This is a genomic window from Streptomyces sp. NBC_00846, from assembly GCF_045207325.1.
GTDB lineage: Bacteria > Actinomycetota > Actinomycetes > Streptomycetales > Streptomycetaceae > Streptomyces.
Map to the genome: position 1 here is coordinate 265,244 of NZ_CP108846.1, position 19,641 is coordinate 284,884.

A 19,641-nucleotide genomic window follows, 5' to 3' on the forward strand; every position below is an offset into this window, starting at 1 on the left:
GCAAGTCACCGGGCAAGCCTGGAAGATCCCGGCGACCTGCCGTGGCTCAGTCGGCTGTACGTCGCAGGACCAGAGTGACGAAGCCCAAGGTGTCCCGGTAGACACGCAGCCATTCGGTGCGGCGGACCGCGGCCGTCTCCAGCACCTGCGGGCTGTCCGGGTGGTCGGGGTGGTCCAGGGCCCAGGAGGCGAGCGACCCCCAGCAGGACCACTCGTAGTCGTCCAGTTCGCGGCGCGTGCTGACGTGACCGAGGACCGGAGTCCACCCGTCGGCGGCGACGTGGTCCAGGGTGGTCGCGAGGTCGGCGAAGTCGCCGAGCATCTCGATGGCCTCCTGCGACGGCTCACGTTCCCAGAAGCCGTCACCGATCAGGACGCGTCCACCCGGAGCCAGATGTGTGCGCGCCGCCGCGAGCGTGGGCAGCAGTCCGCCGAAGGCATGCGCGGCCCCGACACTGAACACCAGGTCGAACGAGTGTGCGGATCGGAACTGCGCGGCATCCTCGTGGTGCAGTGCGAGGCGTTCCTGGACGCCGAGACGGCTCGCGGCCTCTCGGGCCTGCCGAAGAGCGTCCTCGGAGGTGTCGACGCCTTCGGCGAACAGCCGTGGGTGCGCGGTCAGGGCACGCAGCAGCCACTCTCCGCCGCCGCAGCCCAGGTCGAGCACCCGCTCGTCCCCGCGCGGGGCGCCGTGCGCCAGGAGTTGTCGCACCGATTCGTCGTCGAGCGGGGACTTGATCGGGTGTTCGGCATGGGCAAGCCTGGAAATCTCTTCACGGTTCACCGGCGCAGCCTGACAGCACCGAAGGCCGTACGCACGTCTTTTTTGCCGGTGCCGGCCGCTGCCCGCTCCCGCCGCTCCCGCCGCTCCCGCCGCTCCCGGCACGGCGCGGGAGCGGATGCGGGAGTGATCGCCCCAACTCCTGGGTCACCGTCAGCGCTTGAGGCCGTCCATGAGGTCGCGCATGTCGCTGATCATCGCGGACTGGTACGGGGAGAGATCGGGGAGGTCCGATCCGTCACCCATCGGGGGTCCGTCGAGGCTTTCCTCGTTCTGCAGGGAGGAGTAGAGAGCCAGTGAGAGGACCGCGCCGCCCTCCAGTACGCGCAGTTCCGCGATGCCGTTGTCCGAAGTCAGCAGATACGCCTTGTCGCCGAGGTCCGCGACCGCCTCCACCTTCACGCCGGGATCGGCGCCGAACTCGGTCACCCCGCGCTTCGCCTCGAACTCGGCAGCGGGGTCGGTCTTCTTGTGCAGTTCCATCCTGACGCCGACGGTGTAGCCGATGGACCAGCCCTTGGTGGAACGCTCCGGCCCGGCGGCGGATCGAAGGGCGATGAAACAGCTGGCCTGATCCAGCGCCGGGTCGTTCAGAACCCCTGAATCCGCCCTGCCCGTTGATCCCGCCTCGCCCGTGGGCCCTCTCGGCGCGATCGCCGTACCGAGTGCCTTCAGTGGCAGCGTCGCACAGGGGGCCTCGTTCAACCGGTATCCGTGCATGTCCGGTTGCCGGTCACCCCATGGGAACAGGAGCAGCGCCACCATCCACACGAGTGAAGCCACCACGGCTCCGCCCAGCGCCCACCGCCACGGCCTGCGCGGCCACGGCTCCCCCATGCGCCCCTGGCCGAAGCCCATGTGCCCCTGACCGAAGGCGTCCAGCACCTCGCCGGCCCCACCCCTGCCCCCGTCCCGCGCCTCGCTGTCCCCGACTCTGCCCGGCTCGCCCGCCATTTCCGGCTCGGAAATCATCACGCCCCCCTTGGTCGCTTCTTCCCCCGCTCTCCTCATGATCCCAGCACCGGCCCCGTCCGGATACGACCACCCAATTTCTGCCCGTCAGAGCGATATACCCCACCCCGGTGTCCACCCTCCGGACATACATTGGGCTCAACCACCTGGTGGCGGTGCCGGCCCAGGAGTCGCTGCCCTCGGTCGGCCATCCGGGAAGCTGAAGCCCGTCCTGGCATCGCCCTGGGAGCAGCCCGATGCCAGGACGTACGTGTACAGGCCGCGCCGCGGTGTCACTTTCACCGACGGCACCCCGTTCACCGCGGACGACGTGGTGGCGTCCATCGAGGCCAGACGATCCGGCTGAAGGCGCCGGACCCGGTGATCGCGTGGACGACGACCGCGGGCGGACTCCTCGTCAACAGCCGCCCGTACTCCTCACTCAATCCGCTCCGTACCGTGGGCTCGGCCCTGCGCGAGGCCCTCAGCAGTCACTACTACGCGACCGAGGACTCCCCCGCGGTCACGCACACCATCGTCGGCTACCCGCGCCACTGACCCCGTCCGGGCAGCGGCCCCGAGTCGGGCCGCCATCGGCTTCGACTCAACTACCGCTGGATATACGAAGGTTGACCCCATTGCGCCGTCGGCTGTGGCAGTCTGGAGACGACCGCCCCACCGGGCTCCCCCGTACCGGTGGGGCGGTTCCGCTGCCCGGCCCGTCCGACCTCCGTACGAACACGACGGCCGATCACGGCGCTTCCCGGCCAATACTGCGGTGTGACCTGATCAACTTCCCCTTTTCCGCATGGGAACCTCCCGCCGGGGCAGACGCATGTACCTCATGGCCTACGACCAGGGGAGCGTGACGAGATGACGGCGCACACTGCGCGGACCGCCGGTGCGGAGCGGGCGGAGGGCGCACGGTCGACGCGGGCCGACATGCCGACAGGAACCGGAAGGTACGGGGTGGTTGCCGTGGAGCCGACGGAGATGGCGGGGTTCGCGGAGGCTGCCGCGGACAGCGGCAGCCTGCCGTGGATCGAGGACGCGGGAAAGGTCGCGCCTTGCGACGCGCGGGAGTTGTCCAGGCTGTTCTTCGAACGTCTGCGGGCCCTGGAGGAGGGGACCCCGGCCCACCAGTACGCGCGCAACACCCTCATCGAGATGAACCTCTCCCTCGTCCGGTTCGCCGCCGGGCGGTTCCGGAGCCGGGGCAGCGGCGACATGGAGGACATCGTCCAGGTCGGCACCATCGGGCTGATCAAGGCCATCGACCGGTTCGATCTCTCCCGCGAGGTCGAGTTCACCTCGTTCGCGGTCCCGTACATCACCGGCGAGATCAAACGATTCTTCCGCGACACCAGCTGGGCGGTGCATGTCCCGCGCCGGCTTCAGGAGTTGCGGGCCGACATCGCCAGGACCAAGGAGTGCCTGACCACGGACCTCGACCGCGAGCCCACCGTCCCGGAACTCGCCGAGCAGTTGGGGCTGAGCGAGGGAGAGGTCACCGAGGGCATCGTGGCGGCCAACGGATACACGGCGGGTTCGCTGGACATGCCGGCCGATCCGGCCGACGCGAGTCGGCGCAATACGGCGGGCCGCACCTTCGCCGACGTCCTGGGCGGTCCGGATCCCGCCATGGAGACAGTGGAGAACCTGCATGCGCTGGCGCCGCTGCTGGGTGGTCTGGACGAGCGTGAGCGCCGCATCGTCGACATGCGTTTCGGTCAGGAGATGACACAGTCCCGGATCGGCGCGGAGCTCGGCATCTCGCAGATGCATGTGTCCCGGCTGATCAACAGGATTCTGCACAAGCTCCGCAGCGGAATGTTCGTCGAGGAGTGATCCCGGCGATCTCGTGGCCACTTGTTCGACCTGTTCAACCTGTTCGACGCCGTGGTCCGGCACGAGGTGCGGGTGGTCCGGCGGCCTCGCGGGGGCCTGCGGTGCCGGAGCGGATCGCTCCGGCACCCGGAGGACCGGCCGACGGGCTCAGTCGCTCTCCTTCTCCGGGGCGCGGCCCGCGTAGTAGGTGGCGATCATGTCCTCGCCACCGTGCCCTGCCGCCTCGGCGCGGGTGAATCGGCCGGCCGACGCCGCGACCAGGTCCAGCCGCACCCCCGACTTCTCCGCCGCGTCCAGGATGAGGCGGGTGTCCTTGAGCGCGGTGGACAGGGTGAAGCTGGGGGTGAGGTCGCCGGAGAGGACGGCGGCGGACTTGCCCTGGAGGTACGGGGAGTCCAGCGGGCCGCCCTTCATGACGTCGAGAAAGGTCTGCGGGTCGATCTCCAGGCCCTCGGCGAGGTTGAGGCATTCCGCGATGTTGTTGACCAGGTTGATCACCCAGGTGTTGACCACGAGTTTCAGCCGCGACGCCGCTCCGGGGACCTCGGCGACCCAGACCGTGCGCTGCCCGATCGCTTCCAGCACGGGGTCCACCGTCGCCCGGACGGTGCTGGGGCCGGAGACGAAGACCGTCAACGCGCCCTGTTCCGCAGGCTGTTTGGTGCCGGAGACCGGCGCGTCGAGGTAGACCAGACCCAGGTCCGCGGCGCGCCGGGCGAGATCGGCGGTGGCCTCGAAACCGACGGTCGAGCTCTGGAGCAGCACCTGGTCGGTGTGGAGCCCCGGCGCCGCGGCGGCGAGCGTGGCGGCGACGGCGGGGCCGTCGTTGAGCATGGTGAGGATGACGTCGGCGCCGCGCACTGCTTCGTCCGCCGTCCTGGTGACCGTGGCGCCGTCGGCGGCGAGCGGGGCCGCCTTGGCCTGTGTCCGGTTCCAGGCCCGGACGTCGAGTCCGGCCCGCAGCAGGCTCCGGGCCATGCCGGACCCCATGATCCCGGTTCCGAGGACGGCGACGGTCGGCCGCTGCGAGGTGGCGTTGGCAGCGCTTGAGGACATGAGGGACTCCCTTGATCGGCCGCACTCCGGTCGGCTCGCGGCGCGGTGGTTCTCAGGATTGCCGCAGCGCACCGTCGAGTACGGCAGCGTGCACGGCCCTGGCGAGTCGCGCGCCCCAGCGCGAACGTGGTCCCGCGAAGGGTTCGCCGAGGCCCGGCCCCGGCGAGGGGGCGGCGACGCAGACGGCGTCGGTGGGGGTGCCCGAGCAGTCGAGTCCCGCGTCGAGGAGTGCCTGGACCTTGGCCTCGGTGGCCGTGGCGACGGCGTTGACGAGTGCGGCGTCGGAGAGCGGCACGGGGAATGTGACGACGATGTTGACCGTGCCGGGCCGAGGCGGGCCGCCGGTGCCCTCGGCGGGGGTGGCCGCCCAGCCGCGTACGCCGAGTCCGCAGGTGGCGGTGGCCGTGACGCCCTCGTCGTCGGCGACCGTGTACGCGGTGACATCGGCGGCCGTCATCAGCCCGGCACCGGGTCCCGTGAGGTGTTCCGCGGCGGCGATCAGGGCGAGGTGGCGGTCGGGGTCCATGCGCGGATAGCCTCCGGGCACCTGGGCGTTGAGGATCCAGTCGCGCGGGCCGATGCCGCCGCCGAGCACGGCACTGCTGCACACCCGCCATCCGTGCCCCAGCCGCCACACCAGATGGTGCAGGTCCTCCCCGTCCTCGCGCCGGGTCAGCAGTTCGCCGCGTTGTTGGGGCAGCCGGATACGTACGGAACTGATGGGGCACCTCCGGTGGCGCGGCAGGACGACGGTCGGCACCAGGGTCTGCCCGGCGGATCATGGCGGGACGGACCCTGAGCCGGTCGATCATATGCGGTCAGCAGTGCGTTCTCGGAGGCGAAGGTGGCGGCGGAGATGGCGCCCTGGGCGAGGTTCTGTCGGTGCACGGAGCCCATCCGGCGCAGGAAGCCCAGCGGGATGCGGGATGCGAGCGGGTGTCATCGACGTCGGGGCCCGGCGGCGAGGCAGGGTCCGGGGCGGTATCGGCGGGTGCGGTCGTCGCGGTCTGCAGGACGCAAGGGGCCCGGGTTCCGTTCGGCCGGGGTGCCGGTGTCCTTGCCGTGCTCCGTCATGGGACGGCCCTCCTTCGTCCATGTCATCCCTCTGCCGGTGCGGAAAACGCAACGCCAATGCGTTCTCCGGCGAAGGGATGCCGGTGCCCCCAGCGGGCGTCAAGGGTTTCCCGCGAATTCGCCTCCGCGGCACGAGTGTGCTGCTCACAGGCGGTGGGGGGACAGGTCACAGCGGTGGCGCCGGTGCGAAGGCGTACCGCCGGAGCGCGTGCGTTCTTCGCGCGGTCAGGAGTTCACGCACAGGGCGCACACCCTTCACGCCTCACCCGATTGGCCTAACGGAAGGGGGGCGTCCGCACCGGCGTGACGGGCGGCCATTGCCCAAGCGCCGCACATGTGACGGCGGGACTGCGCAGCCGGGGAGGTTGCAGCGTCCATCCGGGTGAGGCGCGATGGAAATCGGACGCGCCTCCCCTGATGGATCCAGCCACAGGACGCGCCCGGGCGAGGAGGGATCGGCCATGGGAGCCGCTGACGGTTTCACGGATTCCGGAGAGCTCGACGGCCTGACGGTGTACGACACCGCGGGCGAGAAGATCGGCAGTGTGGGCCGGGTGTACATCGACGACAACACCGGCCGCCCGGACTGGATCACGGTGAAAACCGGCCTGTTCGGCATGAAGGAGAGTTTCGTGCCGCTCGCCGGGGCCCGTCGCGTGGGCTCCGACCTGCACATCACGCATCCGAAGGACCGCGTCAAGGAAGCCCCACGGGTGGACGCGGACGCGCATCTGTCCGTGGCGGAGGAGGAGGAGCTCTACCGCCATTACGGCCTCGCCAGGAACACCACCACCCGGCTCGGCGGACGGTCCGGCACCACGACGTCCGGGACCGGCACCACGGCCGCGGGCGCGGCGGGAGCCGCCGGCACCGGAGCCATGGGCGCGGCCGGCACCTCCGCCTCCGGCACGGACGCCTCCCGCACCACCACGTCGGGCACGACCGGCATGGCCGGCGCGGGAACCGGTACGGGTCCGGGCAGGCACCGCGACACCGGGACGGCCGGCACGGCCCGGCCCCTCGTCGGCGCCGGGGCGGGTGCCGAGCGGACCGCCGCGGACCTCGGCGGCAAGGAGGAGTTGATCCGCTGCGAGGAGCAACTGCTCGTCGGCACCGAGGAGTACGAGAGCGGCAAGGCACGCCTGCACAAGTACGTCGTCACCGAGAACGTGACCAGGACGGTGCCGGTGATGCACGAAGAGGTACGGGTCATCCGTGAACCGCTGCGGCCCGGCGACAGGGCGACGGGGCCCACGGACATCCGCGAGCAGGATGTCGAGGTGACCCTGCACGCCGAGCGCGCCACCACGCGCAAGGAGACCGTGCCGGTCGAGCGGGTGCGCATGGAGACCAAGAAGGTGACCGAGCAGAAGGAGGTGTCCGCCGAACTCCGCAAGGAACAGATCGACTACGCGGACGACAAGAGCATCGGGGGCGGAGACATCGGAGGCAAGGGCATGGGTGGCGAGTCCGGCCGAGGGCGCCGCCACTGACCCCCGCGCAGAGCGGCCGACAGCCGCACGAGAACGCGAGTGAGGGGCGGGCCCCGTGAGGTGCCGGGGCCCGCTCTCTCGCCGTCAGGGCTCCGGCAGGAAGCGCACCGTGGGCCGCCCGTCGGGGCCGTCCGGAGTGACCAGCGCCCGCACCCGGTAGACGTCGGCGATGAGTTCCTCGGTGATCACTTCGGTGGGGCTTCCGGCGGCCACCACACGTCCCTCCTCCAGGACGACGATCCGGTCGCAGAACATCGCGGCCAGGTTGAGGTCGTGCAGTGCGATCACGCAGGTGAGGGGCAGCGAGGTGATCAGTGACAGCAGTTCCAGCTGGTGCTGGATGTCGAGGTGGTTCGTCGGCTCGTCGAGGAGCAGTTCACGTGGTTGCTGAGCCAGTGCGCGCGCGATCTGGACGCGTTGCCGCTCGCCTCCGGAGAGGGTGTGCCAGGACTGGCCGGCCCGGTCGGCGAGACCGGTCCGCTCGAGGGCCTCGCGCACCGCGTCGTCGTCCGCCCGGCCGGGCGCCGACCAGGCCCTGCGGTGCGGGACGCGCCCGAGGCGCACGACGTCCAGGACGCTCAACTCGACCTGGGTGACGGCATGCTGGTCGACCACGGCGACTCGCTGGGCCACGGTCCGGCGGCCGATCTCGTCGAGCCGCCGGCCGTCGAGGGTGACCACGCCCGTCTCCGGGGCGAGCACCCCGGCGAGCACCCGCAGCAGGGTGGACTTGCCGGAGCCGTTCGGCCCGATCAGCCCGACGGTCGCGCCGGGCGGCGGGGCGAGGTGGACCCCGTCGAGGACGAGGCGGCCGCCCGCCGCCCGTCCGACCCGCTCGGCACGCAGCCCGTCCGTCGCTCCCCCCGTCATGTGATCCTCCGGGTGCGGTACAGGACCAGGACGAACGCGGGCACGCCGATGAGCGCGGTGACGACACCCACCGGCACCTCCTGCGGATCGAGGACCGTCCTGGCGAGCGTGTCGACCCAGACCAGGAACACGGCTCCGGCCAGTGCGGTGACCGGCAGCAGCCGCCGGTGCCCGGAGCCGGCGAGTGCCCGGGCGGCGTGCGGCAGTACCAGTCCGACGAAGCCGACGGCGCCCGCCGAGCTGACGAGCGCGGCGGTCAGCAGCGCGGTCGTGCAGAGCAGCACGATCCGGGTGCGGGCGACCTGGACGCCGAGCGCGGCGGCGGCGTCCACGCCGAACGCGAAGGCGTCGAGCGTACGGGCGTGTCCGAGGCAGACCAGCAGCGTCAGGACGAGAACGGCGGAACAGACCCACACATCGGTCCAGCCGACCCCGCTGAGCGAGCCGAGCAGCCAGAACAGCACCCCACGGGTCTGCTCGGCATCGGCGGAAGTCATCACCACGAAGGAGGTGAGCGCGGAGAACAGCTGCATGGCGGCCACACCGGAGAGAACGACCCGGTCGGTCGTGCCGCCCAGGGTGTGGCTCAGCAGCAGAACCAGGGCGAACGAGCACAGTGCGCCGATGAACGCGCCGGCCGAGAGCGACACCACTCCCCCACCGGCCCCGAGGACGACGACCACGACCGCGCCGGTCGACGCACCGGAGGAGACGCCGAGGACGAACGGGTCGGCGAGCGGGTTGCGGAGCAGGGACTGCATGACGGTGCCGCACACCGCGAGCCCGGCGCCGCACACCGCTGCGAGCAGGGTGCGCGGCATGCGCAGGTTCCAGATGATGCCGTCCCGGATCGGGGTGAGCCGCGTCCGGCCCCAGCCGAGGTGGGCGGCCACCGTGGACCAGACGTCGGCGACGGAGATTCGGGCGGGGCCGATGGTGACGGCGACCGCGACGGACAGCACGAGCAGCGCGACGCCGCAGGCCCACAGGATCCCGCCACGCAGCTTCCGTACACCGTCCCCGCCACGCAGCTTTCGTGTCTCGTCCCCGCCGCGCAGCTTCCGTACACCGTCCCCGCCGCGCAGCTTTCGTGTCTCGTCCCCGCCGCGCAGCTTCCGTACACCGTCCCCGCCGCGCGCGGTCGGTTCGCAGGCGCGTCGCTCGTCCGCCGCCGTGGTCCGCCCGGTGTCCGTCACCCCGCGAGCCCGAACGTGCGCAGCCCGGCGGCGACGCGTTCCACACCCTCGACCGTCCGGATGGACGGGTTCATGGCCTGGCCGCTCAGCAGGATGTACCGCTTGTGCCTGACGGCGTCCATGTTCTTCGTGACGGGGTTGGACTCCAGGAATTCGATCTTCTTCGTGGCGCTCTCGGCGGTCTGTGCCTTGCGGGTCAGATCGCCGATGACCAGGACGTCGGGGTTGCGGTCGGCAACGGTCTCCCAGCTGATCTGCGGCCATTCCTCGTGTGTGTCGTCGAAGACGTTCTTCGCGCCGAGTTCCCCGGTGATGATGCCGGGTGCTCCGCAACAGCCGGCCAGGTAAGGGGCCTTGGAGTCGGAGAACCAGTAGAGGAGGGTGGCACCCGAGGCGTCGATGGACCCGGTCGCCTTCTGCACCCGGGCCCGCAGCCGCGCCACGAGCGTGTCGCCGCGCTCCTGCACGCCGAACACCCTTGCCAGGTCGCGCACTTCGCCGTAGACGCTGTCCATGGTCAGTGGCTCGGTACGGGCTCCGTCGCCGCCGCCGCTGTTGTCCTTGCCGGTGCAGTCGGCGGGCGAGACGTAGGTGGGTACGCCGAGTTCCTCGAACTGTTCGCGGGGGGCGACGCCACCCTTGGCGAGGGTCGATTCGAACGACGCGCTGATGAAGTCGGGCTCCTGGTCGAGGACCTTCTCCGACGAGGGCCGGTTGTCGGCGATCCTGGGGACCTCGGCATTGGCCTTCTCCAGGCCCTTCATCACCGGGTCGGTCCAGGTCGCAGTGGCGGCCAGCCGGTCGGCGAGGCCGAGCGACAGCAGGATCTCCGTCGACCCCTGGTCGACGGAGACGGCGCGGCGCGGCGGGGATTCGACGGTGACGGTGCGTCCGCAGTTCTTCAGCGTCACGGGATATCCGTCGGCGGAGCCGGACTTCGCGGCGGAGTTGCTCGTTCCGCCGCCGCAGGCGGTCAGCAGGACGAGTCCCGCCGTGAGCAGGGCGATGGTGCGGACGGGGCTGGCTATGGACGGCACGGAGTCCCTCTGCGTCTCTGGGCCCATGCGCGGAGCCCGTTGTACGGAGTTCTGCGCCCGGTAGCGGGTCGCAGCCGCCAGCAGGTCTTCGGACTCGGGTTCTGTCGGACGGGACGCCTTCCCAGGACACCCGAGGGTGGTTCCCAGTGGCCGTGGCCCCGCCCGTCCCCCTCACCGCTGCGCGTCAGTTCCGGATTCTCACCGGATTCCCTGACCCCTACGTGGAGTTCGACTGGCCCTGGCAAGCTATCACGCGCATCTGCGCAGTTCATGGGCGGTGTGGCCGGTGGTACGCCGGGCTGTGCTCCCCGTCGCACCACCTGCCTGATGCCTACGGACGCTGTAGAGCGATCACGGCGTTGTGTCCGCCGAAGCCGAAGGAGTGGCTGACGGCGCGCCGGACGGGCAGCCGCAGCGGTTCTTCGGTGACGCAGTTGATGTCGAACTCGGGTGCCGGGGCGTCCAGGTTGGCGATCGGCGGTACGACTCCGCGCTGGAGCGTGAGGACGGTCAGTCCGGCCTCGATCGCTCCGGCCGCCCCCATGCAGTGCCCCAGTACGCCCTTCGGGGCGGTGACGGGCGGCCGGTGCGGGTAGACCCGGCCGATGAGGGCGGCCTCGGTGGCGTCGTTGATGAGTGTCGCCGTGCCGTGCGCGTTGACGTGCTCGACGTCCTCGGCCGCCCAGCCCGCGCCGCGCAGCGCGGCCTCGACCGCCGCCTGGGCGACCGCGCCGGACGGGTGCGGGCTGGTGGGGTGGTGGGCGTCGGTGGTGGCGCCGGTGCCCGCGAGCAGCGCCCGGGCTCCGGCGCCCCGGGCCGCGGCGTCGGCCGCCCGTTCCAGCACCATGACGGCGGCGCCCTCGCCCATGACCAGCCCGGCACGGTCGGCCGCGAAGGGCCGGCACCGCCTGGCCGGGTCGCCGTGCGCCCGGGCCGCGGCTCCGGACCGGGCGAACCCCGCCATGGCGGCCGGGTAGACGATCGACTCGGTGGCTCCGGCGATCGCGATGTCGCACTGCCCGGTGACCAGGAGATCGCGGGCGACGGACAGGGCGGTGACACCGGACGAACACGCGGTGCAGGGTGCCATGCTGGGACCGGTGGCCCGCAACTGGATCGCGATCTCGGCCGCCGGCATGTTCGGGATGGTGAGCAGGATGCCCGACGGCGAGACGGCGTCCGGTCCGTGCCGGTCGAGTACGACGGCCTGCTCGGTCAGCGAGGCGGAGCCCCCGCTGCTGGTGCCGACGACCACCGCGACCCTGCTGCCCTCCCACCGCGCCGGGTCGAGTCCGGCGTCGGCGACCGCCTCCCGGGCGGCGAGGACGGCGAACTTGACGTACCTCCCCATCCGGAAGGACGTACGGCCGCCGATCGCGGCGTCCAGATCGATCCCGTCGACGGTGCAGGCAAAGTCGATCGCGCACCCTTCGAGTGCCGCGACGGTACGCACCGGCGAGACTCCGGCGCACACACCTTTCCAGGTGGATTCGGTGTCGTTGCCGACCGGGGTGATCATTCCCAGGCCGGTGACTGCAACGGCGGGCCTGTTCATCGGGCGTTGCTCACCGGTGCCGAGCCGCTCACCGGCGTCCCGCGGCCCGCTGTCGCGTCGATGAAGCGCGTGATGTCGGCGAGGGTGGCGTTCTTGGGGAGCCTGTCGAAGTCCCCGTCGGCGCCCGCCGTCTCCCTGATGAGGACGGCGAACTCCGCGACGGCGAGGGAGTCCATCTCCAGGCTGTCCATCGTGGAATCCGGGCGGATCTCGGCGGCGGGCACTTTGAAGGTGTGTGTGAGCACCTCGGTGATCTTGGGATGAATCGTACTCATGAGCTTCCTCTCCATCATTCGGTACGGCTGCCGGGGACGGTGGGGGCGTCATCCCGACGCCGGATCAACTGGGTGGCGTGCCTCCAGTTACGCCTTGTGGCGAACCGATTCGGCACCGTTCTTCCGCGGGGGTCCGCACCACCGGGCCAGGACGGCCGCCGTACCCCAGAAGGCGAGCAGCACGCCCCGGACGCCGAGGGCCCCGGCCGCCTCCCGTACCCGGCCGGTCCGCGGGCCCGTTCCGGTCCTGGTCACGGCCCTCATCGGGGTCCCTGAACCGTCGTCGGGCCGCCGTGCCGCTGCCAGGCGGCCGTCGGGTCGTCGTACGCGTCGACGTAGTCGGCCCCCGCGATGGGCCAGTCGGCGAGCAGTTCCTGCGGCAGCGCGAAGGATTCGACGAGGGCCGGCAGCCGGGGGGCGACGGCGGTGATGAGCTGATCCACGGTCGCGGGCAGCCGGTTGACCTGGTCACCTGTCAGATGACCGGCGGCCAGCAGATCGCCGCTGTTCCTGGCGATCCAGTCGAGCGCGAACAGGCGTTGCAGTGTGATGAGTTGCTCCCGGGCGGGCCCGTCCGGCAGACCGGCCACCGCGTCCGCGTACGCCTCGGCCGCCTGCCGGTGGGCGTGGGCCTCGACGCCGCGCAGGGCGGGCCCGGCCGCGGCGTTCCACCGCCCCAGCGGATCGCCGTGCGGTGCGCGGCCCATCCGCTCCCTGGCCCGGCCGAACCAGATCTCCTCCAGGGCCGCCAGGAGCCCGCCGAGGAACCGTGGGTCGGCGAGATCACCGGACGCTCCGCCGGAAGGGGGTGCGCACCCGGCGGTTTCGGTGGCGAAGAGCATTTCCGCGGCCGCCTTGGCGTGGATGGCCAGGTTGTCGCCCTCGGCAGTGATGGCGCCCTCCACTCCGGTGAGGAGTTCACTCATGCCGTTGTTCTCCAGGAGCGCCTGGGCGCCGCACCGTTCACGGCATTCGACGATCACGGACCTGGCCCGCCAGGTGATCCATGCCTTGGCCACGGCGACCAGCCGCTCCGCCGCCTCCGGGCCCGCGCCCGAGCCGTCCTCCCGCCGCTCCCAGCGGTCCAGGGCCCGGCGGTGCAGCAGGCTCATCGCGAAAACGGTGGCCATGGCCACGGCGAGGGGGCCGTGGTGGCTGCGGTGGGCGATCACCGGTACCGGCCGCGAGCCGCGCGGCCCGGAGATGTACCGGTGGCCGCCGTAGCGCACGGCGACGGCGAGTGTCGCGCGCGCGGAGCCGACCGCGCACGCGCTCATCGAGATCTTCCCGGAGGTGACGCGCCCGATCGACATACGGAGTCGATGCCTCCGGTTGCCGATGGTGCTGCTGAACCCGCCGTCGTCGCCGATGCGTCCGTGGTCCCCGCCGAGCAGCGCGTCGCGCCCCACAAAGACCTGGTCGAAGGAGGTCAGGCAGTGGTCCACCGGGCTCCCCATGCGTGCGGGAAGCCTGCGGACCCGTACACCGGGCAGGGCCCGTACGGCATCGGTGAGCGGTACGAGAAAGAGGAAGACCCCCTGATCCGTCCCGTCGACGAGCAGGCGGGCGGCCACGAGCCCCGTCTTGGGGCCGCCCGCCGTACTGGTGTTGGGCATGAATTTCTGGGCGCCCGCGTGCGGGGTGCGCAGCACGAAACCGTCGCGTGCGCGGTCGTAGGCGGCCACGGTCTCGACGGCCGCCACATCGTTGCCGTGCGCCACCTCCGTACAGAGAAAGGTGCCGATGCTGCGCAGCCGGAGGAAGTCCGACAGATCGCGCCGGGTGTCGCCCTCGTGGTCGAGGAGGGTGCCGAGAAAGAGGTTGTAGTGGATGCCCGCCACCGTGGCGAGTGCCGGATCGACCGGCCCGAGCCATTCGTGCAGGGCCGCGAGGGCGCGTGGGTCGGCGGCGAGCCGGGCGCCGCTGTCGAGGCAGTCGTTGAGGACGCGCAGCCGCTCGTACGTGAGACCCAGGCGCTCACCAGGCGTGCGGCGCTCCGGGCGGCGGAACGGTTCCGTGCTGATCAGCCGTTGCCAGAAGCCGTGCTCGCGGCGGTAGTTGTCGCCGAGGAGCACGGCGGTGAGGAGGTCCGTGGACGGTTCGGTGGAGGGGTCGTCGATCATTGCGGTCATGCGACAAGAACGACTCAGCCGACGGCGAGGACACCGGGGGCCGTGCGCCGCGGACCGTCCGGTTCGACGCGCTGGAAGGCGAGCGCGACATTGTGTCCGCCGAAGCCGAAGGAGTGGCTGAGCGCCCGCTCGACGTACTGCGTGCGGGGCTCCTCGACCACGCAGTCGAGGTCGAACCCGTCCGGCGACGAGTCCAGGTTGGCGATCGGCGGGACGAGCCCCTGCTCCAGGGTCAGTACGGTGGCCACCGCCTCGATCGCCCCGCCGGCCGCGAGGGTGTGCCCGAGCACGCCCTTGGGCGCCGTCACCGACGGCCGATGCGGGAACAGATCCGCGATGAGTTCCGTCTCCATAGCGTCGTTCAGTGGCGTCGACGTGCCGTGCGCATTGATGTGATCGATCTCGTCGGCCGCCCAGCCCGCCTCGTGCAGCGCCGCCTCCACGGCCCTGCGCGGGCCGGCTCCGTCCGGAGCGGGGGCCGTGGGGTGGTGGGCGTCGGTGCCGGAGCCCGCACCGGTCAGCAGGGCGCGCGGCCGCCCGCCGCGGGCGTACACGGCGGGTGTCCGCTCCAGCACGAGCGCGGCGGCACCCTCACCGATCACGAATCCGTCCCGGTCCGCGGCGAACGGCCGCGATGCCCGGGCCGGATCGCCGCTCCGCCGGGAGAGCGCGCCCATGCCCGCGAAGGCGCTCACCACCAGCGGAGTCAGGACGGATTCCGCGCCGCCCGCCACCACCACATCGCATCGGCCACTCATCAGCAGGTCGCGGGCCACGGCGATCGCGGTCGCCCCGGACGCGCACGCGGTGGCCGTTGCCAGGCTCGGGCCGTGCGCCCGCAACGCGATGGCCACCTCCCCGGCGGCCGCGTTGGGCATCATCATCGGGACCAGGAGCGGCGACACCGCTTCCGGTCCCTGGCCGTCCAGCCTGCGCACATTGTCGACGAGCGCGGACACCCCGCCCACACCGACACCCAGCACCACGCCGACCCGGCCGCCGTCCCACCGCTGCGGTGACAGCCCGGCGTCCGCCACCGCCTGCCGGGCAGCGACCAGCGCCATCTTCACGAACCGCGCCATCCGCCACACCGCACGTCCGCCGACGGCCTCGTCGAGATCGATCCCGTCCACCGGACAGGCGAAGTCGACGGGCAGTCCCGCCAGTTCGTCGCAGTGCCGGGCCACGGACACGCCGGCGCACAATCCCGTCCAGAAGGTGTGCTCGTCCGCGCCCGCCGGAGTCACCAGCCCCATTCCCGTCACCGCGACACCCATGTCCGCCCGCCCCATGTTCCGCCCCTCCGCCGTAATCGATCACGCCTACCGGTTGTCGAACGGCAGTAGCCCCGGCGAGGATGCGCTCACTGGGCCGAACGGGTCACCGATGGGCCGGGTGGACCCATCCGCGCGGCACGTCCGGTGCGCGCGTTCACCCGTCCGCAGCAGCCCACCGCGCTGTGCGCACCGGTGGAGCATCCCCTTGGGTCATGGAAGCGGACGACAACCGGTCGAAATCCCCCGACGCGCACACGGAACCGACGGAACTGGAGGCGCTGCGCGCCCGGGTGACGGCACTGGAGGCCCGTGCCCCGACGCGGCACCGACTGCGGGCCCGTTCGTTCCTCGCCGTGCTGCTCATCCTCGTCGCGGCCGTCCTCACACCGCTGAGCATCGTGTCCACCTGGGCGAAGAACCAGATCGGCGACACGGACAACTATGTGGCGATGATGGCGCCCCTGGCCTCCGATCCCGATGTGCAGGCCGCGGTGAGCGACCGCGTCACCGGCGCCGTCATGAAGCACCTCGACGTGAAGGCATTACTGGCCGATGTCGCCCCCGCGGACCGGCCGGTGGTCGACAAGGCGCTCACGCGCCTCAGCGGCCCCCTCACCACGGGAGTCACGGGCTTCGTCCACGCAACCGTGGAGAAGTTCGTCACGAGCGACGCCTTCGCGACGATCTGGACCGATCTCAACCGGGCCGCCCAGTCCGCGGCGCTCAAGGCGCTGACCGGCAGCGGCAACGGGGCCGTGAAGCTCACGAACGACACCGTCACCATCGACCTGGCGCCCGTCATCGACCGGGTGAAACAACGCCTCGTCGACCGGGGGCTGACGATCGCCGCGAAGATCCCCGAGATCCACACCGACTTCACGGTGCTGACCTCCGACGCGGTCGGCAAGGCCAAGAAGGGGTTCCGGGCACTCCAGATCCTCGGCTTCTGGCTGCCGCCGGTCACCCTGGTCCTGGCCGCGGGCGGGGTGCTGCTCGCGGTACGCCGCCGGCGTGCCCTGGTCACGGCGGCGCTCGCGGTCGCGGCGGGTGCCGCGGTGCTCGCGGTGGCCATGTGGCTGGGCCGCGCGTTCTATCTCGACAGCCTCCCGCCCGACGTGTCGCAGCCGGCCGCCGGTTCCGTCTTCGACGCGCTGGCCGGCCCGGCACGCACCCTGGTCCGGGTGGTGATCACGCTCGGCATCGTGGTGGCGCTCGCCGCGTGGCTCACCGGGGCCGGCCGCGCCGCCACCCGCGTCGAGGCCATGTGGAGCGGCGGCATCGGTGCGGTACGGGACGCGGCCGGTGTCACCGGCGGCCCGGCCGGCAGCTGGGTGCACCGGGCCAGGGTCTGGCTGAACTGGACGGTGGTCGTGGTGGCCGCCGCGGTCCTCGTCGTGTGGGACCGGCCGACGGGCCTGGTCACCGTGTGCATCGCACTGTGCGCGCTGTTCGCTCTCGCCGTCGTCGAGTTCCTCGGCGACGACAACACGCCGCGTCCGGCGGTGCCCGGACTCCGGTGAGCTCGGAGCAGGCCCTGCGGCACCGTCGTGTTCAGCTCCGGGCGAGGGCCGCCTTCAACTCCGCCTCGTCCGGCGGGTTGGCGCCGGCCCGTGCGACGGTCACGGCGGCACACGCCGCAGCGTGGCGCAGGACCTCGGTCACCGTGGCCCGGTCCAGCGAACGCAGCCGTTCACGGCTGTCCGCGCCGAGCAGTCCGTGCGCGGCGAGGGCGTGCAGGGTGCCCGACATGAAGGCGTCGCCCGCCCCCACCGTGTCGACCACGTCGGTGGGCAGCGCGTCGACCGTCACCTGCCCGCCGGGGAGGACGGCGAGGGCACCGTCGCGTCCCCGGGTGACGAGGACGAGGGCCGGGCCACTGGCGAGCCACCGCTCGGCGACCTCCCGCGCGTCCCGGCCCGGGTAGAGCCATTCCAGGTCCTCGTCGCTGGCCTTGACCACGTCGCTGAATGCGACGCAGCGCTCCACCTGGCGGACGGCTGCATCGTGGTCCCCCATCAGTTCGGGTCGCACATTGGGGTCGTAGCTGACGGTCGCGGACGTCCGCAGCGACTCGACGGCGGCGAGGACGGTGGCCGCACCGGGTGCCATCACCGTCGCGAGGGATCCGGTGTGGACATGGTGCGGCGGCCGGTCCGGGGCCACCGGGACGAGCGTCCAGGTGATGTCGAAGGTGTACGCGGCCCGGCCGCCGTCGTCCAGAGTCACGGCGGCGGACGGGGTGGGCGCGGTGGCACCGTCCGTGCGGACCTCGACCCCGGCAGCGGCCAGGTGGTCCCTGATCAGCCGTCCGTTGTCGTCCGGGCCGAGCTGGGTGAGCAGGGTGCTGCCGTACCCGAGCCTGGCCAGGCCGTACGCCACGTTGGCCGGGCTGCCTCCCGGGTGGACCTGATCGGCCGCACCCGGCAGCCGGACGATGTCGGCGACGCATTCGCCGATGACCAGCAGGTCGAGTCTGTCGAGCATGAGGGTGGGGTCTCCTGGAGTGCGGTGCCGAAGGTGTCCTGGTCCCGGGCCCGGATGTTGTGGGCAGGTCACGACGGCCGGACGGTATCAAGGGCGTGACGGACGAAGTCCCCCGGCCCTGTGGGGGGCCGGGGGACTTCGTCCGTACGGGGTCGGGTTCAACTCCGTACGCGGGTCGCATTCAGGTCCGTACGCGATCGGGTCCAACTCCGTACGCGGGTCGCATTCAGGTCCGTACGCAGATCAGGAGGCGTCCTTGCGCCCCTCCTCCCCGTACCGCCGCTCGAACTTGGCCACCTGTCCTTCGGAGTCGACCACACGGGCCTTCCCGGTGAAGAACGGGTGGCTCTCCGCGGAGATCTCCACGTCGATGACGGGGTAGCTGTTGCCGTCGTCCCAGTCGATCGTCTGCTCGCTCGACGCGGTGGACCGGGTCAGAAAGGCGTAGCCCGCCGAACGGTCGCGGAAGACCACGGGACGGTAGGGCGGGTGCTTGTCCTGCTGCATGCCTGCTCCTGGGGACGTACGGGATCGGCTCGGGGCGCTCCTGGCCAGCCTCGCGAACCGGGGCGCCCGGCGCGATCGCTGACGTCCGTACGGGGCATCGCCACACGGGGACGAGGGGCGGCGACTCCCTGGGCCGCGTACGTCATCGCGGGTGGGCGGCGGCCTCCAGCGCGTCGGCCACGAGTGTCAGGAATCGTGCGTGGGCCTGCGGGCTGCAGACCGGCTCCGGGTTCCAGGGCAGTACGTGGGCGGCGCGCTCGATCGCCGCCCACTCCGCGTTTCTCCGGAGTTCGTCGAGGGGGGTGGCGTTGGACCGGATGTCGGCGAGCACGACGGCGGGGCGCAGCACCGCGGCCTCCGCCCAGCCGACCGTGGACCAGTTCACTCCGGGCCCGTCCGCCGGTTCCACGAGGTCGACGCCGAGTTCGGCCAGCACGCGCAGTTCGGGCCACATGCGGGGGCGGGCGAGATGCGTCCGGTCGTCCCCGGCCGGGGAGAGGGCGACCACCCGGGGCCGGTCGGGTCCGGCGGAGAGCATGCGCAGCCGCTCCCGGGCGGCGTCCAGGTCCCTGGTCGCCGTCGTGGCTCGCCCGGCGCCGAGCGATCGGGCCAGTTGTGCGAACCGGTCGCCGATCTCCGCGAGGGTACGTGCCTGGCCGACGTCGATGGCGACGACCGGGACGTGCTCCTCCAGATGCTTGGCGGTCTCCGGGGCGAGCCCGTAGACCTGCCCGCCGCCGTAGCTGACGGCCACCACAAGATCCGGGTCACCGCCCAGCAGGGTGTCCACGTCCAGGGTGCTGCCCGCGCCGAGGTAGCGGACCTCGGCCAACGACAACGATCCGGTCTTCGCCGGGTCCGGCACGGTGCGATCGTCATGATCGGAGCCGAATATCGCGCTCGGGCGTATCCCGTGGTCCCACAGGGTCGCTCCGGCCTGGACATAGGCGAGCACCCGCGTCGGGCGCCGCCCAGCGGTCGACAACTGTCCACGATCGTCGGAGAACTGCCACACGGTCTGCTCCCTCACGTCACACGTACCTCGCCGGCGGCCACTGCGCCCCGTCTTCCGGGCCGTACACCAGTACCTGCCCAGCGAACCCTC

20 protein-coding genes and 1 riboswitch are annotated in these 19,641 nt (G+C 71.7%); of the genes, 5 read left to right on the top strand and 15 right to left on the bottom strand.

Annotation, left to right across the window (positions count from 1 at the left end):
• Positions 1–46: 46 nt before the first annotated feature.
• Entirely contained in the window at positions 47–784 is a 738-nt protein-coding gene (locus OG936_RS01285) for an SAM-dependent methyltransferase (RefSeq protein WP_406491905.1), read from the bottom strand.
• A 150-nt stretch (positions 785–934) separates the two neighbouring features.
• Positions 935–1,753 (bottom strand): hypothetical protein, encoded by an 819-nt coding sequence (locus OG936_RS01290; RefSeq protein ID WP_406491907.1) that lies wholly within the window; start codon positions 1,751–1,753, stop codon positions 935–937.
• Between the two features lie 250 nt (positions 1,754–2,003).
• Here OG936_RS01290 and OG936_RS01295 point away from each other — a divergent pair, with 250 nt between their 5' ends.
• The 3 genes from OG936_RS01295 (at position 2,004) to OG936_RS01305 (ending at position 3,580) form a co-directional block, all read left to right on the top strand.
• Positions 2,004–2,099, top strand: coding sequence for a hypothetical protein (locus OG936_RS01295; RefSeq protein WP_406491908.1), 96 nt, complete (start codon positions 2,004–2,006; stop codon positions 2,097–2,099).
• A 14-nt stretch (positions 2,100–2,113) separates the two neighbouring features.
• A complete protein-coding gene (locus OG936_RS01300) occupies positions 2,114–2,290 on the top strand; it encodes a hypothetical protein (RefSeq protein ID WP_406491910.1) in 177 nt (58 codons plus the stop codon).
• Between the two features lie 315 nt (positions 2,291–2,605).
• Entirely contained in the window at positions 2,606–3,580 is a 975-nt protein-coding gene (locus OG936_RS01305) for an RNA polymerase sigma factor SigF (protein WP_406491911.1), read from the top strand.
• A gap of 147 nt (positions 3,581–3,727) precedes the next feature.
• Here the strand turns inward: OG936_RS01305 and OG936_RS01310 are convergent, their stop codons facing one another.
• Positions 3,728–4,636: an NAD(P)-dependent oxidoreductase gene (locus OG936_RS01310; protein ID WP_406491913.1), complete on the bottom strand. Its 909-nt coding sequence runs from the start codon at positions 4,634–4,636 to the stop codon at positions 3,728–3,730.
• Positions 4,637–4,688: 52 nt separating this feature from the next.
• A complete protein-coding gene (locus OG936_RS01315; protein ID WP_406491915.1) occupies positions 4,689–5,396 on the bottom strand; it encodes an adenosylcobinamide amidohydrolase in 708 nt (235 codons plus the stop codon).
• Positions 5,397–6,171: 775 nt separating this feature from the next.
• On the opposite strand from OG936_RS01315, the gene OG936_RS01320 reads away from it, so the two are divergent.
• The gene (locus OG936_RS01320) at positions 6,172–7,203 is read left to right on the top strand and encodes a DUF2382 domain-containing protein (protein WP_406491916.1); all 1,032 of its coding nucleotides are present in this window, start codon (positions 6,172–6,174) and stop codon (positions 7,201–7,203) included.
• Positions 7,204–7,287: 84 nt separating this feature from the next.
• Here OG936_RS01320 and OG936_RS01325 read toward each other — a convergent pair whose 3' ends face one another.
• From OG936_RS01325 to OG936_RS01360, 8 genes are all read right to left on the bottom strand, one after another.
• A complete protein-coding gene (locus tag OG936_RS01325; protein WP_406491917.1) occupies positions 7,288–8,073 on the bottom strand; it encodes an ABC transporter ATP-binding protein in 786 nt (261 codons plus the stop codon).
• Positions 8,070–9,104, bottom strand: coding sequence for a FecCD family ABC transporter permease (locus OG936_RS01330; protein WP_406500290.1), 1,035 nt, complete (start codon positions 9,102–9,104; stop codon positions 8,070–8,072). The genes OG936_RS01325 and OG936_RS01330 overlap by 4 nt, the downstream gene beginning before the upstream one ends.
• Before the next feature lie 161 nt (positions 9,105–9,265).
• The gene (locus OG936_RS01335; protein WP_406491919.1) at positions 9,266–10,306 is read right to left on the bottom strand and encodes an ABC transporter substrate-binding protein; all 1,041 of its coding nucleotides are present in this window, start codon (positions 10,304–10,306) and stop codon (positions 9,266–9,268) included.
• Positions 10,307–10,367: 61 nt separating this feature from the next.
• Positions 10,368–10,558: riboswitch (cobalamin riboswitch) on the bottom strand.
• A gap of 79 nt (positions 10,559–10,637) precedes the next feature.
• Positions 10,638–11,861 carry a beta-ketoacyl-[acyl-carrier-protein] synthase family protein gene (locus OG936_RS01340; RefSeq protein WP_406491921.1) on the bottom strand — a complete coding sequence of 408 codons (1,224 nt, stop codon included), beginning with the start codon at positions 11,859–11,861 and terminating at the stop codon, positions 10,638–10,640.
• A complete protein-coding gene (locus OG936_RS01345; protein WP_406491923.1) occupies positions 11,858–12,136 on the bottom strand; it encodes an acyl carrier protein in 279 nt (92 codons plus the stop codon). The genes OG936_RS01340 and OG936_RS01345 overlap by 4 nt, the downstream gene beginning before the upstream one ends.
• 87 nt (positions 12,137–12,223) lie before the next feature.
• Positions 12,224–12,391 (bottom strand): hypothetical protein, encoded by a 168-nt coding sequence (locus OG936_RS01350; protein WP_406491925.1) that lies wholly within the window; start codon positions 12,389–12,391, stop codon positions 12,224–12,226.
• 5 nt (positions 12,392–12,396) lie between these two features.
• Complete coding sequence (locus tag OG936_RS01355) at positions 12,397–14,268, bottom strand: acyl-CoA dehydrogenase (protein ID WP_406491926.1); 1,872 nt, start codon at positions 14,266–14,268, stop codon at positions 12,397–12,399.
• A 14-nt stretch (positions 14,269–14,282) separates the two neighbouring features.
• Positions 14,283–15,560 (bottom strand): beta-ketoacyl-[acyl-carrier-protein] synthase family protein, encoded by a 1,278-nt coding sequence (locus OG936_RS01360; protein ID WP_406491927.1) that lies wholly within the window; start codon positions 15,558–15,560, stop codon positions 14,283–14,285.
• A 197-nt stretch (positions 15,561–15,757) separates the two neighbouring features.
• Between OG936_RS01360 and OG936_RS01365 the strand changes: the two genes are divergently transcribed.
• Positions 15,758–17,065, top strand: coding sequence for a hypothetical protein (locus OG936_RS01365; protein WP_406491928.1), 1,308 nt, complete (start codon positions 15,758–15,760; stop codon positions 17,063–17,065).
• Positions 17,066–17,096: 31 nt separating this feature from the next.
• Here the strand turns inward: OG936_RS01365 and OG936_RS01370 are convergent, their stop codons facing one another.
• The 3 genes from OG936_RS01370 to OG936_RS01380 all read right to left on the bottom strand — a co-directional run bounded on the left by OG936_RS01370 (position 17,097) and on the right by OG936_RS01380 (position 19,566).
• On the bottom strand, positions 17,097–18,029 hold the full coding sequence (locus tag OG936_RS01370; RefSeq protein ID WP_406491929.1) for a carbohydrate kinase: 933 nt from the start codon (positions 18,027–18,029) through the stop codon (positions 17,097–17,099).
• 243 nt (positions 18,030–18,272) lie between these two features.
• Positions 18,273–18,536, bottom strand: coding sequence for a type B 50S ribosomal protein L31 (locus OG936_RS01375; RefSeq protein ID WP_266744486.1), 264 nt, complete (start codon positions 18,534–18,536; stop codon positions 18,273–18,275).
• 142 nt (positions 18,537–18,678) lie between these two features.
• Positions 18,679–19,566 carry an ABC transporter substrate-binding protein gene (locus tag OG936_RS01380; protein WP_406491931.1) on the bottom strand — a complete coding sequence of 296 codons (888 nt, stop codon included), beginning with the start codon at positions 19,564–19,566 and terminating at the stop codon, positions 18,679–18,681.
• Between the last annotated feature and the right edge of the window lie 75 nt (positions 19,567–19,641).